Raw genomic sequence first — 21,609 nt, forward strand, 5'->3', positions numbered from 1 at the left:
CGCCATGACCGCACCCGTCCTCGTCACCGGTGCCGCGGGCGGCCAACAGGGCTCCACCGGGCGGCACGTGGTGGAGCTGCTGCGCCAACGGGGCGAGCCAGTAAGGGCGTTCGTGCACACCGACGACGCCCGGGCCGAAGAGCTGCGCGCACTCGGCGCCGAGGTCGTGACCGGCGACCTGCGGGAGATCACCGACGTCCGCGCGGCCGTACGGGGCGTCCGCCGGGCCTACTTCACGTATCCCGTCACCGACGGACTGCTGGAAGCCACCGGAGCCTTCGCCGCCGCGGCCCGCGAAGAGGGGCTGGAACGCGTCGTCGAGGTGTCGCAGCTCGCCGCCGACCCGGAGGCCGGCACGCCCCGGATGCGTCTGCACTGGGTGTCCGAGCAGGTCTTCGACTGGGCCGGCGTCGGCGCGGTGCACCTGCGTGCCGGGGTGTTCTTCGAGAACCTGGACTTCCTGGTACGGGCCGGCGCGGGCCGCGAACTCACCGTCCCGCTCGGCCCGCAGGACACCGTACTGCCGCTGGTCGCCGGCTCCGACGTGGCACGCGTCGCCGCGGGACTGCTCGCGGAACCGGCCCCCGCCGCACCGCCGGTGGTGCTGCTCTGCGGCGAGATCCGCACCGTCGGAGAGGTCGCCGAGACGTACGGCCGGGCCACGGGACAGGGCCTGAAGTACACCGACGCGCCCCCGGAGGAGTGGCGCCGGCGCGCCATGGACCTCTACCAGGACGCCCACGCCGTCGCCCACCTCGACAAGCTGTGGGAGCTCTTCCGTACCATCGGCAGCCACCACGAGCTGTACGAGGTCACCGGCACGATCCTCCGCTACGGCGGCCAACCGCCCCGCACCCTGGAGGACTTCACCCGCGAACGGGCCACGGAGACCTGAGCGGGGCGGCCGTACGGGCGGGCCGTATGGACAGGCGCGGAAAGCCGAAGGGGCCGCCGGGCGAGTGCCCGGCGGCCCCTTCGCGGCGGCCTCTTCGCGGCGGACGACGCGTCCGCCGATGGTCCGTCAGATGCCCTGCCAGGCGGGCTTGGCGGCGTAGGTGGCCCGGAAGTAGTCGGCGAGCTTCAGCTTGGACGCCGCCGCCTCGTCCACAACTACCGTGGCGTGCCGGTGCAGTTGCAGCGCCGAGGCCGGGACGAGCGCGGCGAGCGGGCCCTCGACGGCCTGCGCCACGGCCTCCGCCTTCGCCTCGCCGGTGGCCAGCAGCACCAGGTGCCGGGCCTCCAGGATCGTGCCGATGCCCTGCGTGATCACGTGGTGCGGCACGTCGTCGAGGCTGTCGAAGAAGCGCGCGTTGTCCACCCGCGTCTGCTCGGTCAGCGTCTTGATCCGGGTACGGGAGGAGAGCGAGGAGCACGGCTCGTTGAAGCCGATGTGCCCGTCGGTGCCGATGCCGAGCAACTGCACGTCCACGCCGCCCGCTTCGGCCAGCGCCGAGTCGTACGCGTCGCAGGCCGCCTGCACATCCTCGGCCGAGCCGTCCGGACCCATGAACCGCTCCTCGGTGAGCCCGAGCGGCTCCACGACCTCGCGCAGCACCACCGAGCGGTACGACTCGGGGTGCCCGGCGGGCAGGCCGACGTACTCGTCGAGCTGGCACACGCGCGCACGCGACGCGTCGACCGTGCCGCTGCGGACCTTGCCGGCCAGCGCTTCGTAGACCGGCAGCGGGGTCGAGCCCGTGGCCACGCCGAGCAGTGCCTCGGGCTTGCGCCGCAGCAGCCCGGCAAGGGACTCGGCGATGAGTTCGCCGCCAGCGACGGCGTTGGGAACGATGACAACTTCCACGCGGTCCTGCCGATCTCGAGTCCTCAACAGTGGTTTAGACCAATCTACCAGAAGCCCCGAGTCCCGCCAGGCCCACGGACCTGTTAGAGGGACCCGGACAACGGTGCGAAGAAGGGGGCGCGGGGAACTGCGCAAGATAAGGGGCGCGGGGAACTGCGCGAAACGGGGCGCGGCCGTCAGGCGCAAACGCATCCGCTCAGGATCTCCACCGCCTCCCGCAGCCCCCGCGGCCGATCGCGCGCGGCCGCCCGGCCCACCCGGGCCCACCCTGAAGCACCACGGGCCGCGTGCGGGCCCCGCGGATACCCCACGCGATCGCACCCAGATGCCGCGCCAGCGGCCCACTCGCCGTGGCACCGCCTTGGGGATGACCGAGGAACAGGTGCGGTACGAGGCCGAGTTGCTGGCTCGCGTCGGGCCGCCGCCGACCTGAGTGGCGGTCACATATGCGCGGGGCGGGGCACGTTCGCGGCGTTCCGGGTCGGTGGCGGTGCGTCCGGCCGCTACTGGCCGAGCAGGTTCTCCGCTGTGGCGCGGTCGGTCACCAGGACGTGGACCAGGCCGCCGCGCAGCGCCCCGCGGATGGCGGCTTCCTTGCGTCGGCCGCCCGCCACACCGACGGTCCGGTGTACGGATTTCAGCTGGTCGGCACTGATGCCGACCGCCCTGTCGTCGAGCTCGGTGCGCAACGGCGTGCCGGCCGCGTCGTAGAAGCGCAGGCACACATCGCCCACGGCTCCCTGCTGCTCCAGAAAGCCCAACTCCTCGCGGGAGAAGGCGTTTCCGCTGCGGGCGAGAGTGCTGGAGGGTTCCACCTCGCCGATGCCGACGAGGGCGAGGGTGAGTTCGTCGAGTACGGCGAGGGACTCGGCGACGAACGGGTCCTCGCGCAGTGCCCGGGCGCTCTCGGGGGAGCCGGCCAGTCCCGGTGCGGGAAGGTAGACGGCCTCGCCGCCGACCAGGTCGGCGAGGGTGCCGGTGAGCCGGGAGGCGTGCCCGGCGGTCGACGGGTCACCGAGGCCGCCGACCGCCTGGACCACGCGGACGCCGCTGAGGCCCGGCACCGGCTGCATCGCCTCGACGGTGGCCAGCAGGGAGGCACTCCAGGAGGAGATGCCCACCGCGTCGCCGGAGCGCAGCGTGGTCTGCAGGTAGTAGGCAGCGGCCGCGCCCAGATCGGCCATCAGGGTCTTCTCGTCCTCCGGGTCGGTGTCGATGACCAGGGCGAGGCGCAGGCCGTAGGACTCCTGCAGGCGGTGTTCGAGTTCGGGGTTGGTGCCCGGCGCCGCGGCCACCGTGATGCGCACGATGCCCTCCTGCTGCGCCTTCTTCAGCAGCCGCGAGACCTTCGCCTGCGACAGGTCCAGGCGCGCGGCGATCTCGGGCTGGCGCACCTGCTCCGAGTAGTACATGCGCGCTACGCGGGTCATGATCCGCAGCTCTTCGCGCGAGGTCATCCATCTCCCCTTCGGCACCGCCCGGCCTCGTGGGCTCGGGTGTCGTCCGGGCAACGGTACGGCAGCAGCGGTGTGGACACGGCGGCGGGAGCGCGCGATGTCTGCGCCGAGGAAGGGGGGTTGACGGCCGCCGGGGCTGCGGTTTTACTGCTGCTGAATAGAAATTCCGAGCTGAATAGGTATTCACATGCCACTTGTCGAACCGGGCGGACTTGTTGCCGAGCCGGGCGCCGCTTCCCGGCTGCGTGAGCGCCGCGCCGCGCTGCGCGCCGCCCCGGCCGCGGAACGGGCCCATGCCCTGCACGCGGAGGCCGACGCCGTCCGGCGCCGCGACCTGAAGATGATCAGCGGGGCGGGGCAGGGCCACATCGGCGGCGACCTCTCGGCGGCCGACATCCTCACCGTGCTCTACCTGGCCGTCCTCGACGTGGACCCCGAGCAGCCCGAGTGGGCCGAACGCGACCGCTACATCCAGAGCAAGGGGCACGCCTCCGGGATCCTCTACTCCACGCTGGCGCACGCCGGGTTCTTCGCCGACGCCGAGCTGGACACCTACATGGAGCCGCTGTCCGCGCTCAACGGACACCCCAACCGGCGCAAGGTGCCGGGCGTGGAGACGAACACCGGGCCGCTCGGACACGGCGTGCCGGTCGCCGTGGGCACCGCGCTCGCCGCCAAGCTGGACGGCTCCGCGCGCCGCACCTTCGTCCTCACCGGCGACGGCGAACTCCAGGAGGGCAGCAACTGGGAGGCCGCGCTGACCGCCGCCCAGTACGGGCTCGACCGGCTCACCGTCATCGTCGACCGCAACCGCTTCCAGCAGGGCGCGGGCACCGAGGAGACCGCCGGTCTTGAGCCGCTGGCCGACAAGTGGGCCGCATTCGGCTTCGCCGTCCGCCACGTCGACGGCCACGACCACGAGGCCCTCTACCAGGCGCTCTCCGCAGGCCCCGCCGAGCCGGGCCGCCCCACCTGCCTCATCGCCGACACCCTCAAGGGCAAGGGCGTGTCCTTCATCGAGGACCGCGTCGAGTGGCACCACAAGGTCCCCACCGCCGAACAGACCACCGCAGCACTTCAGGAGCTTGCCTGATGACCACCGCGAACGCCGCCGCCGAACTGCACGACTGCCGCAAGGCGTTCGCGCAGACCCTCCAGGAACTCGCCGAGAGCGACCCGCGGACCGTCGCCGTGTGCAACGACTCGGTCGGCTCCAGCAACCTCAAGGACTTCGCCGCCCGCTTCCCGCAGCAGCTGGTGAACGTCGGCATCGCCGAGCAGACCATGGTCGGCGCGGGCGCCGGCCTGGCCAACGGCGGACGCATCCCGTACGTGTGCGCTGCTGCCCCCTTCCTCACCGGCCGCGCCCTGGAACAGATCAAGGCCGATGTCGCCTACTCGCGCACCAATGTGAAGCTGTGTTCCATGAGCCCCGGATTCGCCTACGGCCAGCTCGGTCCGACGCACCACGGTGTGGAGGACCTGGCCTGGCTGCGCACCCTTCCGGAGCTGACGGTGCTGGTGCCCTCGGGGCCGGCCGAGACCCGTGAGGCGCTGCTGTGGGCGCACGAGTACGACGGCCCCGTGTACCTGCGCATCGGCCGCACCAAGGTGCCCGAGACCCAGCCGTACGTTCCCTTCCGCGCCGGGCAGGCCGCGCGGCTGCGGGACGGCGACGACCTGACCCTCGTGTGCGCGGGCACCACCGTGCCCACCGCGCTGGAAGCAGCGGACAAACTGGCGGCGGCAGGTGTACGGGCCCGCGTGCTGAACCTGTCCACCATCAAGCCTCTCGACCAGGACGCCGTACTGGCCGCCGCCCGTGAGACCGGCCGGATCATCACCATCGAGGAGCACAACGTGCACGGCGGCCTGGGCAGCGCCGTGGCCGAGACCGTCGTCGCGCACCACCCGGTGCCCATGCGGCTTCTGGGCGTCGGCGACGAGTTCACCCCCACCGGCAGCGCGGCCTTCCTCGCCGAGTACTTCGGCATCACCGCCGAGGGAGTGCTGCGGGCGGCGGACGAGCTGCTGGAGACCGGCACCGACCAGACCGCGGCGGCCCTCGCATGAGCGGCGCGCCGTCCCACGGCAGGGGAGCGCTGCTCGCCCTCGACCAGGGCACCAGCGGCACCAAGGCGCTCCTGGTGGCCGAGGACGGCTCGGTGACGGCGACCGCCCACCGCGCGCTCGACCAGCACTACCCGTTGCCCGACCACGTCGAGCAGGACCCGGAGGAGATCTGGCGCGGCATCCTCGGAACCATCGCCGACCTGGCCGCGGACCCCTCGGCCGGACCGCTCGCCGGGCTCTCCCTCAGCGCCCAGCGCGAGGCGGTCCTGGCCTGGGACCCGGTCACCGGTGAGCCGCTGAGCCCGCTCGTCAGCTGGCAGGACCGGCGCACCGTCGAACGCTGCCGTGCACTGGCCGCCGGCCCGCAGGCCGAGCTGATCACCGAGCGGACCGGGCTGCCGGTCGACCCGATGTTCTCGGCGACCAAGGCCGCCCGGCTGCTCGACGACCTCGACCCCGACCGTGCGCTGGCCCGCGCCGGCCGCATCCGCATCGGCACCGTCGACTCCTGGCTGCTCCACCGCCTCACCGGCGGCACCGCGGGACCCGAGGGCGGCGGCGCCATCGAAGCGGGGTGCGCCGCCCGTACGCAGCTGCTCGCACTGGACACGGCCGACTGGGACGAGGAACTGCTGGAGCTGTTCGGCGTCCCCCGCGCGGCACTGCCCCATGTGGTGCCCTCCACCGGCGAGTTGGGCCGCGTCCGTGACGTACCCGGGCTGCCCGACGGCCTCCCGGTGGGCGCGGTGCTCGGCGACTCGCACGCGGCACTGTTCGCCCAGAGCCACGGCCACGCGGGCGTGGTCAAGGCGACGTACGGCAGCGGTTCCTCGCTCATGGTGCTGTGCCCGCCCGGCGCCACCACGCCCGAGGGAGTCAGCCGCACCCTCGCCTGGCAGCGCGCCGGTGAGAAACCGGAACAGGCCCTGGAGGCCAACATCGCCGCCGCCGGCACGGCCGTGCGCTGGGCGGCGACGCTGCTGGGGACCGACAGTGCGGGCGTGGCACGCCTGGCGGAACAGGCCGCCGCCGGCGACCTGTTCCTCGTCCCCGCGTTCTCCGGGCTCGGCGCGCCCTACTGGGACCGCTCGGCGCGTGCCCTGCTCGTAGGGCTCGGCCTGGACAGCGGACCCGCCCAGGTCGCACGCGCTGCCGTGGAATCCGTCGCGTACCAAGTCGCCGACACCCTCAGCCGGTTCGACACCGCGCTGGGGCCGGTCTCCGAGCTGCGCGCCGACGGCGGCGCGACCGGCAACGACCTGCTGATGTCCTTCCAGGCGGACCTGATCGGTCGCACGGTGCAGCGCGCCGGACGCCCCGAGACGTCGGCGCTGGGCGCCGCGCAGCTCGCGGGTACGGCGCTGGGGCTGTGGAGCGCGGGCGATCTCGACGCGCTCTGCCCGCCCCGTACGCCCTTCGCCCCCACCCACGACGCGCAGTGGCGCGAGGCGCGGATGCGGGGCTGGCGCGACGCGGTCGCCCGCTCCCGCGCAAGCGGGTCCGGCGACGCCGCCTGACCCGGCAACTCCCTCAACAGCGGAAAACCCCCTTACAACAACGAAGTTGGAGGACCCATGACTGAACAGCGCTATGCCGGAAAGACCGTCGTGGTCACCGGCGCGGCCCGCGGCATCGGCCGCGGCATCGCGACACGTTTCGCCGGCGAGGGCGCGCGAGTCGTCGTCGCCGACCTGGACGAGGCCGTGCACGAGACCGCCGACCTCATACGCAAGGACGGCGGCACAGCGCTCGCCGTACCCACCGACGTGACCGACGCCGCACAGGTGAAGGCCCTGTACGCCGCCGCGGAGCGGGAGTTCGGCGCGGTGCACGTCTCCGTGCAGAACGCCGGCGTGATCAGCATCAGCAGGCTCGCCGACCTGTCCGAGCAGGACTGGGACCGCGTGATGGCGGTCAACACCAAGGGCGTGTTCCTGTGCGCCCAGGAAGCCACCGCCGCCATGCGCCGGCACGGCGTACGCGGCCGGATCCTCAACGCCGCCTCCGGACAGTCCCGTCAGGGCTTCGTCTACACCCCGCACTACGCGGCATCGAAGTTCGGCGTCATGGGGATCACCCAGAGCCTCGCCAAGGAGCTGGCGCCCGAAGGCATCACCGTCAACGCGTACGCGCCCGGCATCGTCGGCAGCGAGATGTGGGACTACAACGACCGGCACTGGGGCGCCCTGCTGGGTGACTACAAGCCGGGTGAGCTGATGGCCGAGTGGGTCGAGGGCATCCCCGCCGGACGTCCCGGCACCCCGGACGACATCGCCAACGTGCTGCTCTTCCTGGCCAGCGACGCGGCCGAGTACGTCACCGGGCAGACCCTCAACATCGACGGCGGCATGTTCATGAGCTGAGGAACGCGCCCGTCCGACCCACTCCGTACGAAAGAGAACCGCTCATGAACACCTTCAGCCCCGACCTCTTCTCCCTGCACGGCAAGCCGGCCTTCGTCACCGGCGCCGGCAGCGGCATCGGCCGCGGAATCGCCCTGGGCCTCGCCGCCTGCGGCGCGGACGTCGCCTGTTTCGACCGCAACCAGGACGCCGCCAAGGAGACCACCGAGGAGATCCTCGCCACCGGGCGCCGCGCGGTGGCCGTCAGCGGCGACACCACCGACGCCGACGCCCTGTCAGCCGCCGTCCAGCGGTCCGTGGACGAACTCGGCCCCCTCCGGGCCGCCGTCAACTGCGCCGGTGTCGCCGGAGCGACAGCCGCCGAGGAGATGAGTGCCGAGGAGTTCCGCCGCGTCGTGGACGTCAATCTCACCGGCGTCTTCCTCAGCGCCCAGGCGGAGGCCCGCGTGATGCTGGAGCACGGCGGCGGCTCCATCGTCAACGTCGCCTCGATGTCCGCGACCATCGCCAACCGCGGTCTGCTGCAGGCGCATTACAACTCCTCCAAGGCGGGCGTCGTCCATCTGACGAAGAGCCTCGCCACGGAATGGGCGGACCGGGGCATCCGCGTCAACGCGATCAGCCCCGGCAACACCTACACCCCCATGAACGCCCGCCCCGAGGTCGCCGAACGGCTGGCCCGGTACGCGGAGGACACCCCGCTGGGGCGGAACGCCGAGGTGGTGGACCTGGTCGGGCCCGCCGTGTTCCTCGCCTCCGACGCCGCGGCGTACTGCACCGGCGCCGACCTGATCGTCGACGGCGGCTACGTCTGCTGGTGACCGGCCCCGCCTTACCCGCTGCCCCGGCCCCCGTCGTACGCGCACTGTCCGCACCGCGCCTGCCACGGGGTCCCCCGGCACACCCTCACCACCCCCTCCGAGCCGCTTAGGACCGCCATGTCCAGCACTCCAACACCACCTGCCGCACCATCCACTGACGCATCTCCCGGTGTCCGTCCCCACTGGACCACCCGGCTGGGAATGCCCCGCCCCCTCATGTGGGGCTACATCGGCCTGTTGCTCTTCATGATCGGCGACGGGGTCGAGTCCAACTACCTCTCACCGTTCCTGTCCGACCGCGGCTTCACCGACGGCCAGGCGGCCTCGGTCATCACCGCCTACGGCGTGGCCGCCGCCATCGCCGCCTGGTTCTCCGGCACCCTCTCCGCCCTGTGGGGACCCAAGCGCGTCATGTGGCTCGGCGCCGGCATCTGGGCCGTCTTCCAGCTGGTCTTCCTCACGGTGGCGCTGCCGACGGACAACTACACCGTCGTCATGCTGAGTTACGCCGTCCGCGGGTTCGGCTATCCCCTCTTCGCCTTCAGCTTCCTGATCTGGGTCATCGCCGTCGCACCCGTGGAGCGCGTGGGCACGGCCATCGGCTGGTTCTGGTTCGGCTTCACCGGCGGCCTGCCCACCTTCGGCTCCCTCGTGGCCAGCGGATCCATCCCCGTGGTCGGCCAGTACGGCACGCTGTGGGTGGCCCTTGCCCTCGTGGTGGCCGGTGCCCTGATCTGCGGCATCGGGCTGAAGGAACCCACGGGCAGCAAGCCGATGGTGGAGAACGCCACCTTCAAGGGCCAGATGATCAGCGGCATCGACATCCTGTGGCGCAGTCCGAAGACCGCGGTCGCCGGCATCGTCCGCATCATCAACACCGCGCCGCAGTACGGGTTCTTCGTCTTCCTGCCCGCCTTCTTCACCAAGACCATCGGGCTGTCCCTGTCGCAGTACCTGCTGATGGTCACCCTCATGTACGCGGCGAACCTGCCCGCCGGGCTGATCTTCGGAGCCCTCGGCGACCGCGTCGGCTGGCGCCGCACCGTCATGTGGTTCGGCTGCGTCGGCTGCGCCGTGGCGACCCTCACCCTCTACTACGGCCCCCTGGCGATCCGCGACAACTTCCTGGTCGCCGCCGTGTGCGCGATGCTGTGGGGCTTCATCCTCTCCGGCTTCACCCCCATCCCGGCCCTGCTGCTCTCCATGAGCCGCCCCGAGGACCGGGGCAGCGCCTTCGCCATCTACAGCCTCGGCGCGGGGCTGGCCGCCTTCGTCGGCCCGGCCCTGGTCACCGTCTTCCGCCCGCTGGTGGGAGTACACGGTCTGGTGTGGATCTTCACCCTGCTCTACCTCGCGGCAGCCGCCATGACCCACGTACTCAAGAGTCCCGACGACCCGCAGTACCGCCGCGCACGCACTCCCGTCCCCGGCGCCCGTACCGAGGAGAAGGAGAGCGCCGCACCCGCCTGATACACCGTCAACACCACGGCACCTGGGCCCGTTCATCCCTGCAGGGGTGAACGGGCCCAGCGCGTGCGAGAGACGCCCTGGGACCACCGCCTTTCGGCGAACACCCGCCGTACACGCTCGCGCATCGCGGGTATCGACGCAGGATTCACATCGAACTTTCTTGTACGTACAGACCGCAATGTATGGACAGGGTCTACCAATCGTCTTACCTTCGTGCCGTAAGCGCTGGGCGGCCGCCGGTTGGGCCAGCTGACTCCCCGGCCGGGCATCCGCGCCCGGCCGGGACGAGGAAAGGACGCGAGGATGCGTGCTGTAGTCCTGGACGGGCGCGGAGCGGCGGAGGTCCGTGAAGTGCCCGATCCCGAGCCGGGCCGCTCGGACGTGGTGATCGCGCCCGAGGCGGTGGGTATCTGCGGAACCGACCTGCACCTGGCCGTGGGGGACTATCCGACGGGGCGCTTTCCGGTGGTCCCCGGTCACGAGTTCGCCGGAACCGTGGTGTCGGTGGGTTCCGACGTGACAGCTTTCGCCCCCGGCCGGCGGGTGTGCGTGGACCCGAACGTGGCATGCGGCTCGTGTACGCAGTGCCTCGCCGGAGCCGTGAATCTCTGCCCGAACCTGGTACCGATCGGGGTGGCTGCGGACGGGGCGTGTGCCGAACTGGTGCGGGTGCCCGAGAAGGTCGTCCACGACCTGCCCGACGCGCTGGATGCCGGCACCGGCGCTCTGATCGAGCCGTTCGCCTGCGTCCTGCACGCCGCATCGCGCATTGGTCCGCTGACCGGCCGGCGGGTCCTCGTCTACGGCGCGGGGTCCATCGGGCTGCTGGCCGTCGCCTACGCCCGCGCCCAGAAAGCGGCCTCGGTCGGCGTCGTCGAGCCCAGCGCGGTCCGGCGGGACGCGGCGGTCGAGTTCGGAGCGGACGTCGTACACGGGCCGGGCGAACGCCCCGGCGCCCGCGACGTCGACCTCGTCATCGAGGCCAGTGGCCACCCCTCGGCGGTGTCCGATGCGCTCGCGCGCCTCGACAAGCGCGGAACGCTCCTGCAGATGGGAGTCGTGAGCCCCGAGGCCGCGATCGACCTGCATCCCTATGACCTGTTCGACCGTGAGCTGACGCTGGTGGGATCCCAGTCCCTCGCCGCTTCCTTCGCGGAGGGAGTCCACGCCATCGCCGGGCTCCCCGACCTCGCCACGCGCATGGTGACGCACACCTTCGGGCTCGCCGAGTACGCCGAGGCGCTCGAGACGGCGCGCTCCGACAGCGCGCGCAAGGTCCACATCCTGCCGCAGCAGTGACGCCGCGCAGTTCACGATTGGAATTTCCGAATGTCTGCAGCCACGACCGAAGTTGACGGCCGGCGCGGGGTCATAGACCGCCTCGGCCTGCCGCGCCCGCTGGTCTGGGGGTTTGTCGGCCTCCTGCTGTTCATGATCGGGGACGGCGTCGAGTCCGGTTACATCTCGCCCTACCTCGCGGAACACGGCGCCGGCGGGCCCACCGGGGCCGCTGTGATCATCACGGTGTACGGCGCGATGGTCACGGCCGGCTCGTGGCTGTCCGGCGCGCTCTCCGACGTATGGGGGCCGCGGCGGGTCATGCTGCTGGGGCTGGCCATCTGGGGCGTACTGGAAGTCGTCTTCCTGGGCGTCGCCCTGCCGTCGGAGAACTACACGCTGCTGCTGGTCACTTATGGCCTGCGCGGTTTCGGCTACCCGTTCTTCGCGTACGGGTTCCTGGTGTGGATCCTGGCTGCCAGTCCGGCCCACCGGCTGGGTTCGGCAGTGGGCTGGTTCTACTTCGCTTTCACCGGCGGACTGCCCACTCTGGGCTCGCTGTTGGCCAGCGGGGTGCAGCCCCCGCTGAACGAGTACCAGACGCTGTGGCTGTCCCTCGCGCTGGTGATCGTCGGTGGCATCGCGGCCCTGGCCGGCATCCGGGGCGCGAGCGGCGGTGACCGCCTCGCGCCGCCCGAGGTCTCCACCGGGCGCAGCATCTTCAACAGCGTGGCCATCGCGTTCTCGCAGCCCCGGATCGCCATCGGCTGTCTGGTGCGGGTCGCCAACACCGCGCCGCAGTTCGGGTTCCTGGTGTTCCTGCCGACGGTCTTCGCCGACGACCTCGGCTTCGGCACCGCGAGGTGGCTGCGGCTGGTGTTCATCCTGGGCGCGGCGAACATCTTCGCCAACCTGTTCTTCGGCGTCCTCAGCGACCGCCTGGGCTGGCACCGCACGCTGCGCTGGTTCGGCTGTGTCGCCTCGGCGATCAGCGCCCTGTGCCTGTACTTCGTGCCGCGGTACGTGAGCGACGAGTACTGGGTCGCGGTGCTCTGTGCCGCGTTCTTCGGCGTGACACTCGCCGGCTTCACGCCCATCTCGGTTCTCATGTCGCTGATGGCGCCCGGACAGAAGGGGAACGCGATCGCGGTCCTCAACCTCGGTGCGGGCGCTGCCACGTTCGTGGGACCGCTGGTGGTCTCCGCGTTCCTCGGCCTGCTCGGCCCGGGCGGGGTCACGGTCATCTTCGCCGCGATGTACGTCCTGGCGGCAGTCGGTGTCCGCCGGCTGCAGATCCCCGACGCCTCCCAGCACGCGGTCGAGGAGGGCAAGCCGCTGATGGAGACCCCCGCGGGCAGTACAGGACCTTGATCAACCGCAGGCTCGCGCCTGTGAGTTGGCCCCGCCCGGTGTTCCGGACGGGGCCAACTCACAGGTGTGCGCGGCAGACGACGTGTGGCGCGGGCCGCGTCAGTTCCCGGCGGGGGAGGTGGCGTCGACGTTGACCTCCAGCGGGACGACGTCGCTGCGCACCCACGTGTCGTACACGTCGAAGCGCTCCTCCTGCGGCGTCCAGGACGTGGAGCGGATGTGCAACGTCGGCGCCGTCGGGCTCACTTCGAGGGCCTCGGCGATCTCGCGGGACGGTGCCACGGCCCGGATCGCGCGGTGGGCGCCGCCCAGGACGTACCCGGCGCCGGCGAGCGCCTCGCTGAACGAGGCCCGTCCGTCGAGCACTTCCTGCATGCCGGCGACCACGGGGACCAGGGCCGGGGGACTGTAGTTGATGCTGTAGAGCGCGGGGGCGCCGTTGAGGAGGCGCAGCCGGATCAGCTCGAAGCCGGCGGTGTTCTCCTGCACGTGCAGGTCGCGGCAGACCGATGCGGGCAGCAGGGCGGGGCCGTGGCTGAGGACCTTGGTGGTGACCGAGGCGTTCTGATGGCCGATGGCGTTCTCCAGGAAGCCCTCGCGTTCCTGGATGACCCAGCCCCGCTCGGTGGCGGGTTCGGTGGCGAAGACGCCGCGGCGCGCGACGCGCGAGACCAGGCCCCGGGTCTCCAGCTCCCGCAGTGCCTGCCGCACGGTCGCCCGGGAGAGGCCGAACTCGGTGCACAGCTCGTTCTCGCTCGGGAGCCGGTCCCCGGCCGCGATCGTGCCCGTGCCGAGGCGCTGTTCGAGCACGCTGACGAGCTGCTGGTAGTACGGCATCGAGGACTGGCGGTCGATGACCGCGGTTGTCGTCACGCTGCGTGCTCCCTCCGCTGAGCCGGCGATGGCGGTGACCAAAGCATGGGAGCCATCGTAATTCGTCCGTACTGTACGGACGAACAGTTCGACCGTTTATGAGTGCCGGGACCGCCCCGCGGGACACGGCAGGGGGCGGCTGACGGCGCATCCCACAACTGGACTGCGCCCCGCCGCGCCCCTGCCCACGAGACGTCAGCTTGGCTGTCCCCTCAGCTGCTCACCCAGTCGGTGTCGGCCTTGGTGCCGGACTGGGCGGCAGCGGCAGCCTGTACGACGATCGCCGCGGCCGCCGCGCCGGGGTCGAGGACGCCGCGGGCGACCTCCCCGACGTAGCTGGCGCGGCCGCGGCGGGCGACGAGCTCGGCCGTGCTGCGGGCGCCGTCCACCGCCGCCTGCGCGGCCTGGGTGAGGGCGTCGGCCGGTGCGACGGCGGCGAGGTCGAGGGATTCCAGGGTGGCCGCGGCCGGAGCGATCGCGTCGACCATGGTCTTGTGGCCGACCTCGGCCTTGCCGTAGCGCTGCACGGTCGCGAGCCCGGCCGTCAGCCCCCGGGAGAACTCGGCGAGGGTGGGCTGCCCGTCCGCGGCGCAGCGGGCGAGCTCCCGGAAGAACATCCCGAAGAGCGGGCCGCTGGTCCCGCCGGTGCCGAGGAAGCCGCGGGAGACGGCGGTGAGCCAACCCGCGTAGTCCTGCGGCGGGTTGGCGTCGATGTCCGCGCGGGCGCGGTCCAGCGCCGAGGTGATGTTGGTGCCGAAGTCGCCGTCGCCGGACTGCCGGTCGAGGTCACCGAGCGAGGCGCCGCGGTCGAGGATCGCCTCGAAGAGGGCCTCGACCCAGTGGCGGCCGAGATCAGGAGTCAAAGTGGTGTCCATGGGGGAGTCCTTCACCAGGTCAGGGCGGGGGTGCGCACGGGGGCGTCCCACAGCGGGAGCAGGTCGGAGTCGGCGGGCAGCAGGGTGACGGACAGGCCGTGCATGTCGAGGGAGGTGACGTAGCTGCCGACCAGGGAGCGGGCGACGGTGATGCCGAGGCCGTCGAGGCGGCGGTGCAGGGCGCGGGCGCCGATGCTCAGCTCCATCGGGTAGGCGCCGCCGAGGCCGTTGACGATGGCGATGACCGACGCGCCCCGCTGCAGGCCGAGTTCGGCGACGAGCGGATCGATGAGCTGGTCGGTGAGGGCGTCGGCCGAGGCGAACGGCACCCGGCCCGTACCGCGTTCACCGTGGATGCCCACGCCCAGTTCGACCTCGTCCTCGGGCAGCGTGAAGGCCGGCTCGGTCTCCCCGGGGTGGGTGCCGGCCTCCAGCGCCAGGCTGAGCGTACGGGCGTTGCGGGCCACCCGGCGCCCCAGCTCGGCGACGTCGGCGAGGTCCGCGCCGGCCTCCGCGCTCGCGCCGCAGATCTTCTCCACCGCCAGCACGGCCGCGGTGCCGCGGCGGCCCGGCCCGTCCTCCTCGGTGTCGGTGGCCAGGTCGTCGTCGACCAGGACGCTCTCCGTCTTCACGGCGTCGTCGCCCGCCAGCTCGCCGGCGATCTGGAAGTTGAGCACGTCGCCGGTGTAGTTCTTCACGATCTGCAGCACACCGCGGCCGGAGTCGGCCGCCACGGTGCCCTGCTGCACCTGCAGCGCGGTCGGGCTGGCGAAGAGCGCTCCCGGCACGGCGACATCGAGCATGCCGGTGCCCACGAACCCGGCATGCAGCGGCTCGTGTCCGGATCCGCCGCCCGAGACCAGGCCGACCTTGTTCCGGGCCGGTGTCGCCCGGGTGACGATCCCGGCCTCGCGGTCGTAGGTGACGGCCGAAGGATGCGTGAGCGCGAAGCCCTCCAGGGCCTCTGCGACGGCGTTCTCCGGCTGATTCAACAGGTGGCGTTTCACGGGGCTGTTCCCTTCGCAGGTGTTGACGCCCTCACACGCTACTGCCTAGTGTTCACCTAGTACAGACTGTACGTACAAGACGTACCAGTAGCCGTCCGGGTGTCGCGGAGATGCCTGCGAGGCGTTCGACGAAAGGCCGAGACAGCCAATGTCCATGGAATACCGGATGCGCCGTACCCTCCCCAGCGACCGTGCCGCGATCATCATGCCCGTCGACCACGGCCTGATCTTCAACCGCATCAAGGGCCTGGAGACCCCCTCGGCCCCCTTCGCCGACTGGGCGAACAGCGACGTCACCGGTTTCATGATGACCCCCGGCCAGGTCAAGCAGACCGAGGGCTTCTTCGCCCGCAACCCGCACCTGACCCGCGTGCTGACCATCGACACCTACTACGAGTTCGACAACCTCGACGGCGGCGGCTCGCACAGCCTCATCACCACCGTCGAAGAGGCCGTGCGCATGGGCGTCGACGCGGTCAAGATGCTCTTCCCCTGGAACATGTCCCGGGCCGAGCGCGCGGCCATGTGCACCCGCGTCGGCCAGGTCGTCACCGCCTGCGACGCCTGGGACATCCCGCTGGTCCTCGAGCCCGTCCTCATGGGTGCGCCCCGCACCGAAGAGGTCATCGTGGAAGAGGAGAAGGTCGCCCGCATCGCCTACGACCTCGGCGCCCACATCATCAAGATCGCGTTCCCGGGCGAGGAGCGCACCCGCCGCCTCGTCGACGAGCTTCAGGTCCCGCTCGTGATCGCCGGCGGCCCGCTCAGCGGCGAGCCCGCCGAGACCGTCGACGCCATCGGCGAGACCATCCGGGCCGGTGCGCGCGGCGTCATCGTCGGCCGTAACATCTGGCAGCGCGAACGCGAAGAGGCCGACAAGGTCATGGCCGAGGTCGCCTCCCTGACCCGCAGCGTCAGCTTCACGGACTGATCCGCACCGGGGACAGCCACCGCCAGCGTCGGTCAAAGGAGAACGGCACGTGGGAACACCGTCGGCACGGGTGGACGCCGTACTCGGCGTCGACATCGGCAGCACCAACACCAAGGTCGCGGCGCTGGACACCGCGGGGCGCGTCGTGGCCCGGGCCCGTCGCGCGACGCCCCGCCGTGACGCCGCCCCCTCCGTCGACGCCGCCGAACTCTTCGACCTCATCGAGGACTTGGTCCTGGAGGTCTGCGGAGGCCGGCTGGCGGTACGGGCGATCTGCGTGGCGGGCGTGGGGGAGGACGGGGTGCTCGTCGACGACGCGCTCCGGCCGCTCACGCCTGCTCTGGCCTGGTTCGACCCGCGGCGCCCCGCGCTGTTCGAGGAACTGCGGCCCCACCTCGCGCCCGCCGACGACACCGGTACGGCCCCCGACCCGGCCCGCACTCTCGTCGGCTGGGCGTGGGCCCGCCGCCAGGCCGGGGCGGACCGGGCGGCAGCGTGGCTGTCCCTGACCGACTACGCCTCCTGCCGCTGGTCCGCCTCTCCCTTCCTCAGTGACACCCTGGCCGCCCGCACCGCGGCCTGGCGGACCGCCGGCCGGTGCTGGATCGACGAACGCGTACAACTCACCCTGGGGACACAGGAGTTGTTGCCCGACGTACTGCCCACCGGTGCGCTCGTCGGCCCGCTGCGCTCCGAACGCCTGGGCAGAGCCGGGGTGCTGGCCCCTGACGCTGTGGTCGTCGCCGGCGGCCACGACCATCCGGTGGGCGGCTGGGGCGTCGACCGGCTCCACCCCGGCGCCGTGCTGGACTCCATGGGAACCGCCGAAGTCGTCGTCACCCAGTCGCCCGGCACACTTGGGCGTCCGGCTGCGGGAACCGATACAGCCCCGGGAATCCGCAACACCGGCACGACGGTCCTGCGCGTGGAAGAACTGGCCCGGAACGTCGAATGGGCCTCTCAGGACCCCGCGGTCGCCGAGGCCCTGCAGCGCCTCATCTCCGGCGACCTGGTTCCCGACGAACACCTGCTGACCGACACGTTCCTGCCCGGCGCCGCGGGCGGCGCCGAACCCGCCTACACCGCGGACGCCCCCACAGCCCCCGTCTCCCGTGCCTCCGCCGTACTCTGGGCACTGGCCAAGCGGGGCGGGCAGGCAGTGCGAACGGTCGCCGCTCTCGGTTCCCCCGACGCCAAGGTCTACACGGCAGGCGGCTGGGCCCGCTCGGCCGGATGGATCGACATCAAACGGGCCGTGACGGGCGACCCCGTGACGGTCATCTCCGAACCCGAAGTCACCGCCGTCGGCGCGGCACTGCTTGCAGCCACGGCCATCGGCTGGGACATCGACGCCACCACAGCCCTGGCCCCAACGGTCTCGAACCGGCGCCCCGGCACGCCGCTCACCAGGAGCTGACCGCACACCCGCCCGTACTCTCCTCCACCGGCTTCCACCGGCTTCCACGGGCAGCAGCACTACTGCTGCCGATGCTCCAGGCCGCCGGAGGCGACATCGCACGGCGCGAGCCGCAGCCGACCCCACGCACCGCCCTTCCCTTCAACGTCGAAGGAAGCACCATGTCATCGAACCCTGCCGGCAAGACAGTTGCGCCTTCATCCCGTGTGCTGGAGAAGCTGGGACTTCCTGCCCCGCTCCTGCTCGGCTACGTCGGTGTCCTGCTCTTCATGATCGGCGACGGGGTCGAGAGCAACTACCTCTCACCCTTCCTGGAGGACCAGGGCTTCCCTCCGGGACACGTCGCCACCACCATCAGCGTCTACGGCATCTTCGTCGCCGTCGGCTCCTGGCTCGCCGGAGCCCTCTCGGCCGTCCTCGGCCCCCGCCGGGTCATGCTGATCGGCGCCGTCACCTGGACCCTCCTCGAAGCCCTGCTCCTCACGCTCGCGATACCCAGCCATTCGGGAACCCTGGTGGCCGTCCTCTACGGACTCCGCGGCATCGGCTATCCGTTCTTCGCCTTCGCCTTCCTCGTCTGGCTCACCCGCGCCACGCCCGCACACCAACGCGGCACCTCCGTGGGGTGGTTCTGGTTCGTCTTCGGCGCCGGTCTGCCCACCCTCGGCTCCCTGGTCGCCAGCGCGACCATCCCGCTGATCGGTGAATACGCCACCTTCTGGGTCGCCACCGCACTCGTCGTACTCGGCGCGGCCTGCGCCCTGCTCGGCATCCGCGACCTCGACCACTCCGGCCCCACCGGAGCGGAAGACGGCTCCTCGCTGCGTGAACTCGCCCGGGGCGTCACCATCCTGCGCGATCCCCGCATCTGCGTCGGCGCCTTCGTCCGCCTCGTCAACACCGCGCCGAACTTCGCCCTGTTCGTCATCGCCCCGATCTACTTCACCCGCACCATCGGCTTCTCCCAGGGCACTTACCTGCTCCTGGTCACCTGCGTCTACACCGCGAACATCTTCGCCAACCTGCTGTTCGGCATCGTCGGAGACCGGCTGGGCTGGCGGCGCACCGTCACCTGGTTCGGCTGCGTCATGTGCGCGGTGGGCATGCTGCTCCTCTACTACGTGCCGCAGGCGGTCGGCCCGAACTTCACCGTGACACTGCTGTGCTGGGCCGTCTTCGGCATCGGCCTCGCCGGTTTCGTACCCCTGACCGCCCTCATGCCCAGCATGGTCCGCACCTCCGACAGCCCCAACGCACTCGCCGTCTACAGCCTCGCCGCCGGGCTTTCCGCCTTCGTCGGCCCCGCCCTCGTCGGCCTGCTGGGCGGCACCGCCCACATGACAGCCATCATTTGGACCTTCGTCGCCCTCTACCTGCTGGCCGGAGCACTCAGCCTCACCCTCAGCTCGGAATCCGACCCCGGAACCCGAAGTCGCTCGCAAACTCGAACTCAGACCTCACCTGCCCCATAGCCACAGCGTCAGTGCTGATCGAGACGCACGGGAACTGTGCGGCCCGGCCGTGCAACACCGTGCCGTCCGGCAGTAGTTGCAAGGTCCGGGGTGTGGCCCGGCCGGTGTAGACCGCGTTCGCTGCCTGGCAGATCGTGCCGACGTGCCCCACGGCGATCAGTTCTCCCGCGGCGTTGCGGCATGGCACGGGGGCGGCGAAGGAGATCACGCCGCGTACCCCGTCGGCCAGTAGTTCGGTGAAGGCGCAGGTGAGCACCAGGTCTTGGTGTTGGCGGGCACGCGTCCAAGAGTACGAACCGCGAGCATTCCCGGGACTCCACGTAGGACTTGTTCTGCGCACCGGAGAGGCCATCACCGCAGTACAAGGCCCAGTTTTCCTTCGGGTCCATGGGTTGACCCACTGGGGCGGGCGAAGCGGACGACGGCCGGCCGCTGCGGCCCGAGCGCAGGGGTGGTCTGCGACGTCGCTGAATATCGTGCGGCTACCACGCGACAGGCAGGCGTTCGGGCAGACGTTTCATGAAGTTCGTGCGCCATACGAGCTGTTCCTCCGGCACCGCCAGGCGTACGTCGGGCAGGCGCTCCAGCAGCGTTTCCAGGGCGATTTCGGCGTGCTTCCTCGCGAGGGCGGTGGCGGGGCAGTAATGCGCACCGCCGCCGAAGGAGAGATGGTCGGCGGCGTTGGGGCGTGCGGCACGGAAGGTGTGGGGGTCTCCGAAGTGCTGGGGGTCGTGGTTGGCGCCTTCGACGAGGACCAGGACCAGCTCGCCGGCCTTGATGAGGGTGTCTCCCAGCCGGACGTCCTCCAGTGCGATGCGGGGCAGCCCGTCGCCGATGGAGAGGTTGATGCGCAGCAGCTCCTCCAGCGCGTCGGCGACGGACTCGTGGGTGAGGGCCTGGCGGACGTCCGGGCGGGTCATGAGGGCGACGACGGCCATGGTGAGGAAGGCGGAGGTGGAGATGGTGCCGGCACCGAAGAGGGTGATGCCGACGGTGGCGAGCATCTCGTCGGTGAGATGGGCGTAGTCCGGGTCACGGCGCAGGGTCACGAGGTCGGCCAGGAGGCCGGTGGTGGCCGGGTCGTCCAAACGCCCCGTCAGGTGGGCGATGTCGCGGTCCCAGTTGAGGCGGGCCGCCTCGATCGGCCGGGGCGAGTTCATGAACGCGATGTCCAGGCTGCGCAGGAGCCTCGGAGCGTCCTGTGTGGGGAGGCCGAGGATGTGGCAGTGCATTTGCGCCGAGTACGGTTCGGCGAACCCGTTGCGCAGGTCAGCGGGCGCCCCCTCGGTGACGAGGTCGTCCAGGAGCTGCCCGGCCGTCCGGCGCATCCACTCCTGGAGTCCTGGGGCTTTGGGGTTGAGCGCCTTCATCACGCACTGGCGGAGCCCGGCGCCGGTGATGTTGCCCATGTTGTTGACCACGTGCGGCGGGATGGTCAGGGCGTACTGTCGCGGGGCGCCGGGTGCCGCGGTGTCCTTGAGGGAGAACCGGGAGTCCTCCAAGACCTGCTTGCACAGGTGGTGGGAGGAGACCAGCCAGGCTTCGGCACCGGCGATGGTACGAACCTTCGTCACCGGTTGCTCGTGCAGCGTCTCGACCGGCGCTGGAAGGGCGAGGCCGTTGCAGTCGAAGGGGAAGCTGAGCAGGGCTGCGGCGGGCGTGGCCGTCATGGTGCTCCTTGCACGGGGGTGAGGATGCCGTGGCCCTGATTGCGCGAGGCGCGGAGTCCGGGGCCGCGTGCGTACAGAAGCTCGGCCAGTGGCAGAGCCTCGTGGTAGCAGTTGAGCGAAGAGGGCACACCGAGGAGCGCTGGTGTGTCGAGGAACAGGGGCACCTCGGCGCAGACGTAGTCCAAGCACGCCTGCCGCTGCCGAACCGTGATGGTCCCGCGCGGCGCGATCCGGGACGCGAGGAACCTTTCCATCAGCCGGTCGCAACATGCCCGTACGTCCCGGTCCGCCGCGAGGGCGTCGCGAGTTTGCTGGTGGAGCTGACGGTAGGCAGGGAGAGCGGTGAATTCGGAGATGGGTCGGGCCCTGATGCGTCGGCCGCCCGGATCGGCCGACTGGACGGCTCTATGGACTTTGGCTCGCACCCCGCGCAGCTGTTTCGCCGCCTTGCGGCGTGCCTCGACGGAACCGTAGCCCAGAGCCTCATGCATCTCGGCCACGTGCAGGTCGGTGTAGACGAGGTCGACTTGATCGAAGCGGGCCTGACTCCAATGCGCCAGGGCGACAAGGCGCTGGGCGGAGAAATGACTGTTTCCCGGAGAGACACCGATAATCGCGTGGGCGCCCTCCGCGGCGATACTGCGGCACTGCTCGGTATATGGCCGCAGAGCGAAGGCGGCCTCAGAAAGGGGCACGGCAGCTCCTGTCCCAGGCGAAAGACAAGCGG

The 21,609-nt window shown here is 71.1% G+C and carries 19 protein-coding genes; 12 read left to right on the forward strand and 7 right to left on the reverse strand.

Annotated elements, in window-relative coordinates; all coding sequences use genetic code 11:
• Positions 1-4: 4 nt before the first annotated feature.
• Positions 5-895, forward strand: coding sequence for an NmrA family NAD(P)-binding protein (locus tag AC3AGO_RS29165; protein ID WP_487823236.1), 891 nt, complete (start codon positions 5-7; stop codon positions 893-895).
• A 126-nt stretch (positions 896-1,021) separates the two neighbouring features.
• Here AC3AGO_RS29165 and nagB read toward each other — a convergent pair whose 3' ends face one another.
• Positions 1,022-1,804 (reverse strand): glucosamine-6-phosphate deaminase, encoded by a 783-nt coding sequence (gene nagB / locus AC3AGO_RS29170; protein WP_487823237.1) that lies wholly within the window; start codon positions 1,802-1,804, stop codon positions 1,022-1,024.
• A 503-nt stretch (positions 1,805-2,307) separates the two neighbouring features.
• The gene (locus tag AC3AGO_RS29175) at positions 2,308-3,261 is read right to left on the reverse strand and encodes a sugar-binding transcriptional regulator (RefSeq protein ID WP_487823238.1); all 954 of its coding nucleotides are present in this window, start codon (positions 3,259-3,261) and stop codon (positions 2,308-2,310) included.
• Positions 3,262-3,448: 187 nt separating this feature from the next.
• On the opposite strand from AC3AGO_RS29175, the gene AC3AGO_RS29180 reads away from it, so the two are divergent.
• From AC3AGO_RS29180 to AC3AGO_RS29215, 8 genes are all read left to right on the forward strand, one after another.
• Positions 3,449-4,354, forward strand: a complete 906-nt coding sequence (locus AC3AGO_RS29180) for a transketolase (RefSeq protein WP_487823239.1) — start codon at positions 3,449-3,451, stop codon at positions 4,352-4,354.
• The gene (locus tag AC3AGO_RS29185) at positions 4,354-5,334 is read left to right on the forward strand and encodes a transketolase family protein (protein ID WP_487823240.1); all 981 of its coding nucleotides are present in this window, start codon (positions 4,354-4,356) and stop codon (positions 5,332-5,334) included. The genes AC3AGO_RS29180 and AC3AGO_RS29185 overlap by 1 nt, the downstream gene beginning before the upstream one ends.
• Complete coding sequence (locus AC3AGO_RS29190) at positions 5,331-6,851, forward strand: FGGY family carbohydrate kinase (RefSeq protein ID WP_487823241.1); 1,521 nt, start codon at positions 5,331-5,333, stop codon at positions 6,849-6,851. Before AC3AGO_RS29185 ends, AC3AGO_RS29190 begins: the two co-directional genes overlap by 4 nt.
• Positions 6,852-6,908: 57 nt before the next feature.
• A complete protein-coding gene (locus AC3AGO_RS29195; protein ID WP_487823242.1) occupies positions 6,909-7,697 on the forward strand; it encodes a glucose 1-dehydrogenase in 789 nt (262 codons plus the stop codon).
• Between the two features lie 44 nt (positions 7,698-7,741).
• A complete protein-coding gene (locus AC3AGO_RS29200) occupies positions 7,742-8,518 on the forward strand; it encodes an SDR family oxidoreductase (protein ID WP_487823243.1) in 777 nt (258 codons plus the stop codon).
• A gap of 201 nt (positions 8,519-8,719) precedes the next feature.
• Positions 8,720-9,988, forward strand: coding sequence for an MFS transporter (locus tag AC3AGO_RS29205; protein ID WP_487823244.1), 1,269 nt, complete (start codon positions 8,720-8,722; stop codon positions 9,986-9,988).
• Between the two features lie 303 nt (positions 9,989-10,291).
• On the forward strand, positions 10,292-11,287 hold the full coding sequence (locus tag AC3AGO_RS29210; RefSeq protein ID WP_487823245.1) for a zinc-dependent alcohol dehydrogenase: 996 nt from the start codon (positions 10,292-10,294) through the stop codon (positions 11,285-11,287).
• 30 nt (positions 11,288-11,317) lie between these two features.
• Complete coding sequence (locus AC3AGO_RS29215; protein WP_487823246.1) at positions 11,318-12,637, forward strand: MFS transporter; 1,320 nt, start codon at positions 11,318-11,320, stop codon at positions 12,635-12,637.
• 99 nt (positions 12,638-12,736) lie between these two features.
• Here the strand turns inward: AC3AGO_RS29215 and AC3AGO_RS29220 are convergent, their stop codons facing one another.
• From AC3AGO_RS29220 to AC3AGO_RS29230, 3 genes are all read right to left on the reverse strand, one after another.
• Positions 12,737-13,510, reverse strand: coding sequence for a GntR family transcriptional regulator (locus AC3AGO_RS29220; RefSeq protein ID WP_487823247.1), 774 nt, complete (start codon positions 13,508-13,510; stop codon positions 12,737-12,739).
• 212 nt (positions 13,511-13,722) lie between these two features.
• On the reverse strand, positions 13,723-14,385 hold the full coding sequence (locus tag AC3AGO_RS29225) for a DAK2 domain-containing protein (protein ID WP_487823248.1): 663 nt from the start codon (positions 14,383-14,385) through the stop codon (positions 13,723-13,725).
• Between the two features lie 11 nt (positions 14,386-14,396).
• Positions 14,397-15,392 (reverse strand): dihydroxyacetone kinase subunit DhaK, encoded by a 996-nt coding sequence (locus AC3AGO_RS29230; RefSeq protein WP_487823249.1) that lies wholly within the window; start codon positions 15,390-15,392, stop codon positions 14,397-14,399.
• A gap of 166 nt (positions 15,393-15,558) precedes the next feature.
• Here AC3AGO_RS29230 and AC3AGO_RS29235 point away from each other — a divergent pair, with 166 nt between their 5' ends.
• From AC3AGO_RS29235 to AC3AGO_RS29245, 3 genes are all read left to right on the forward strand, one after another.
• Positions 15,559-16,323 carry a class I fructose-bisphosphate aldolase gene (locus AC3AGO_RS29235; protein WP_487823250.1) on the forward strand — a complete coding sequence of 255 codons (765 nt, stop codon included), beginning with the start codon at positions 15,559-15,561 and terminating at the stop codon, positions 16,321-16,323.
• 49 nt (positions 16,324-16,372) lie between these two features.
• Positions 16,373-17,740 (forward strand): FGGY-family carbohydrate kinase, encoded by a 1,368-nt coding sequence (locus AC3AGO_RS29240; protein ID WP_487823251.1) that lies wholly within the window; start codon positions 16,373-16,375, stop codon positions 17,738-17,740.
• Positions 17,741-17,901: 161 nt separating this feature from the next.
• Positions 17,902-19,212 (forward strand): MFS transporter, encoded by a 1,311-nt coding sequence (locus AC3AGO_RS29245; RefSeq protein ID WP_487823252.1) that lies wholly within the window; start codon positions 17,902-17,904, stop codon positions 19,210-19,212.
• A 482-nt stretch (positions 19,213-19,694) separates the two neighbouring features.
• Here AC3AGO_RS29245 and AC3AGO_RS29250 read toward each other — a convergent pair whose 3' ends face one another.
• The gene (locus tag AC3AGO_RS29250; protein WP_487823253.1) at positions 19,695-20,882 is read right to left on the reverse strand and encodes a cytochrome P450; all 1,188 of its coding nucleotides are present in this window, start codon (positions 20,880-20,882) and stop codon (positions 19,695-19,697) included.
• On the reverse strand, positions 20,879-21,577 hold the full coding sequence (locus AC3AGO_RS29255) for a cyclodityrosine synthase (RefSeq protein ID WP_487823254.1): 699 nt from the start codon (positions 21,575-21,577) through the stop codon (positions 20,879-20,881). The genes AC3AGO_RS29250 and AC3AGO_RS29255 overlap by 4 nt, the downstream gene beginning before the upstream one ends.
• Between the last annotated feature and the right edge of the window lie 32 nt (positions 21,578-21,609).

Source organism: Streptomyces sp. BL1, from assembly GCF_057628045.1.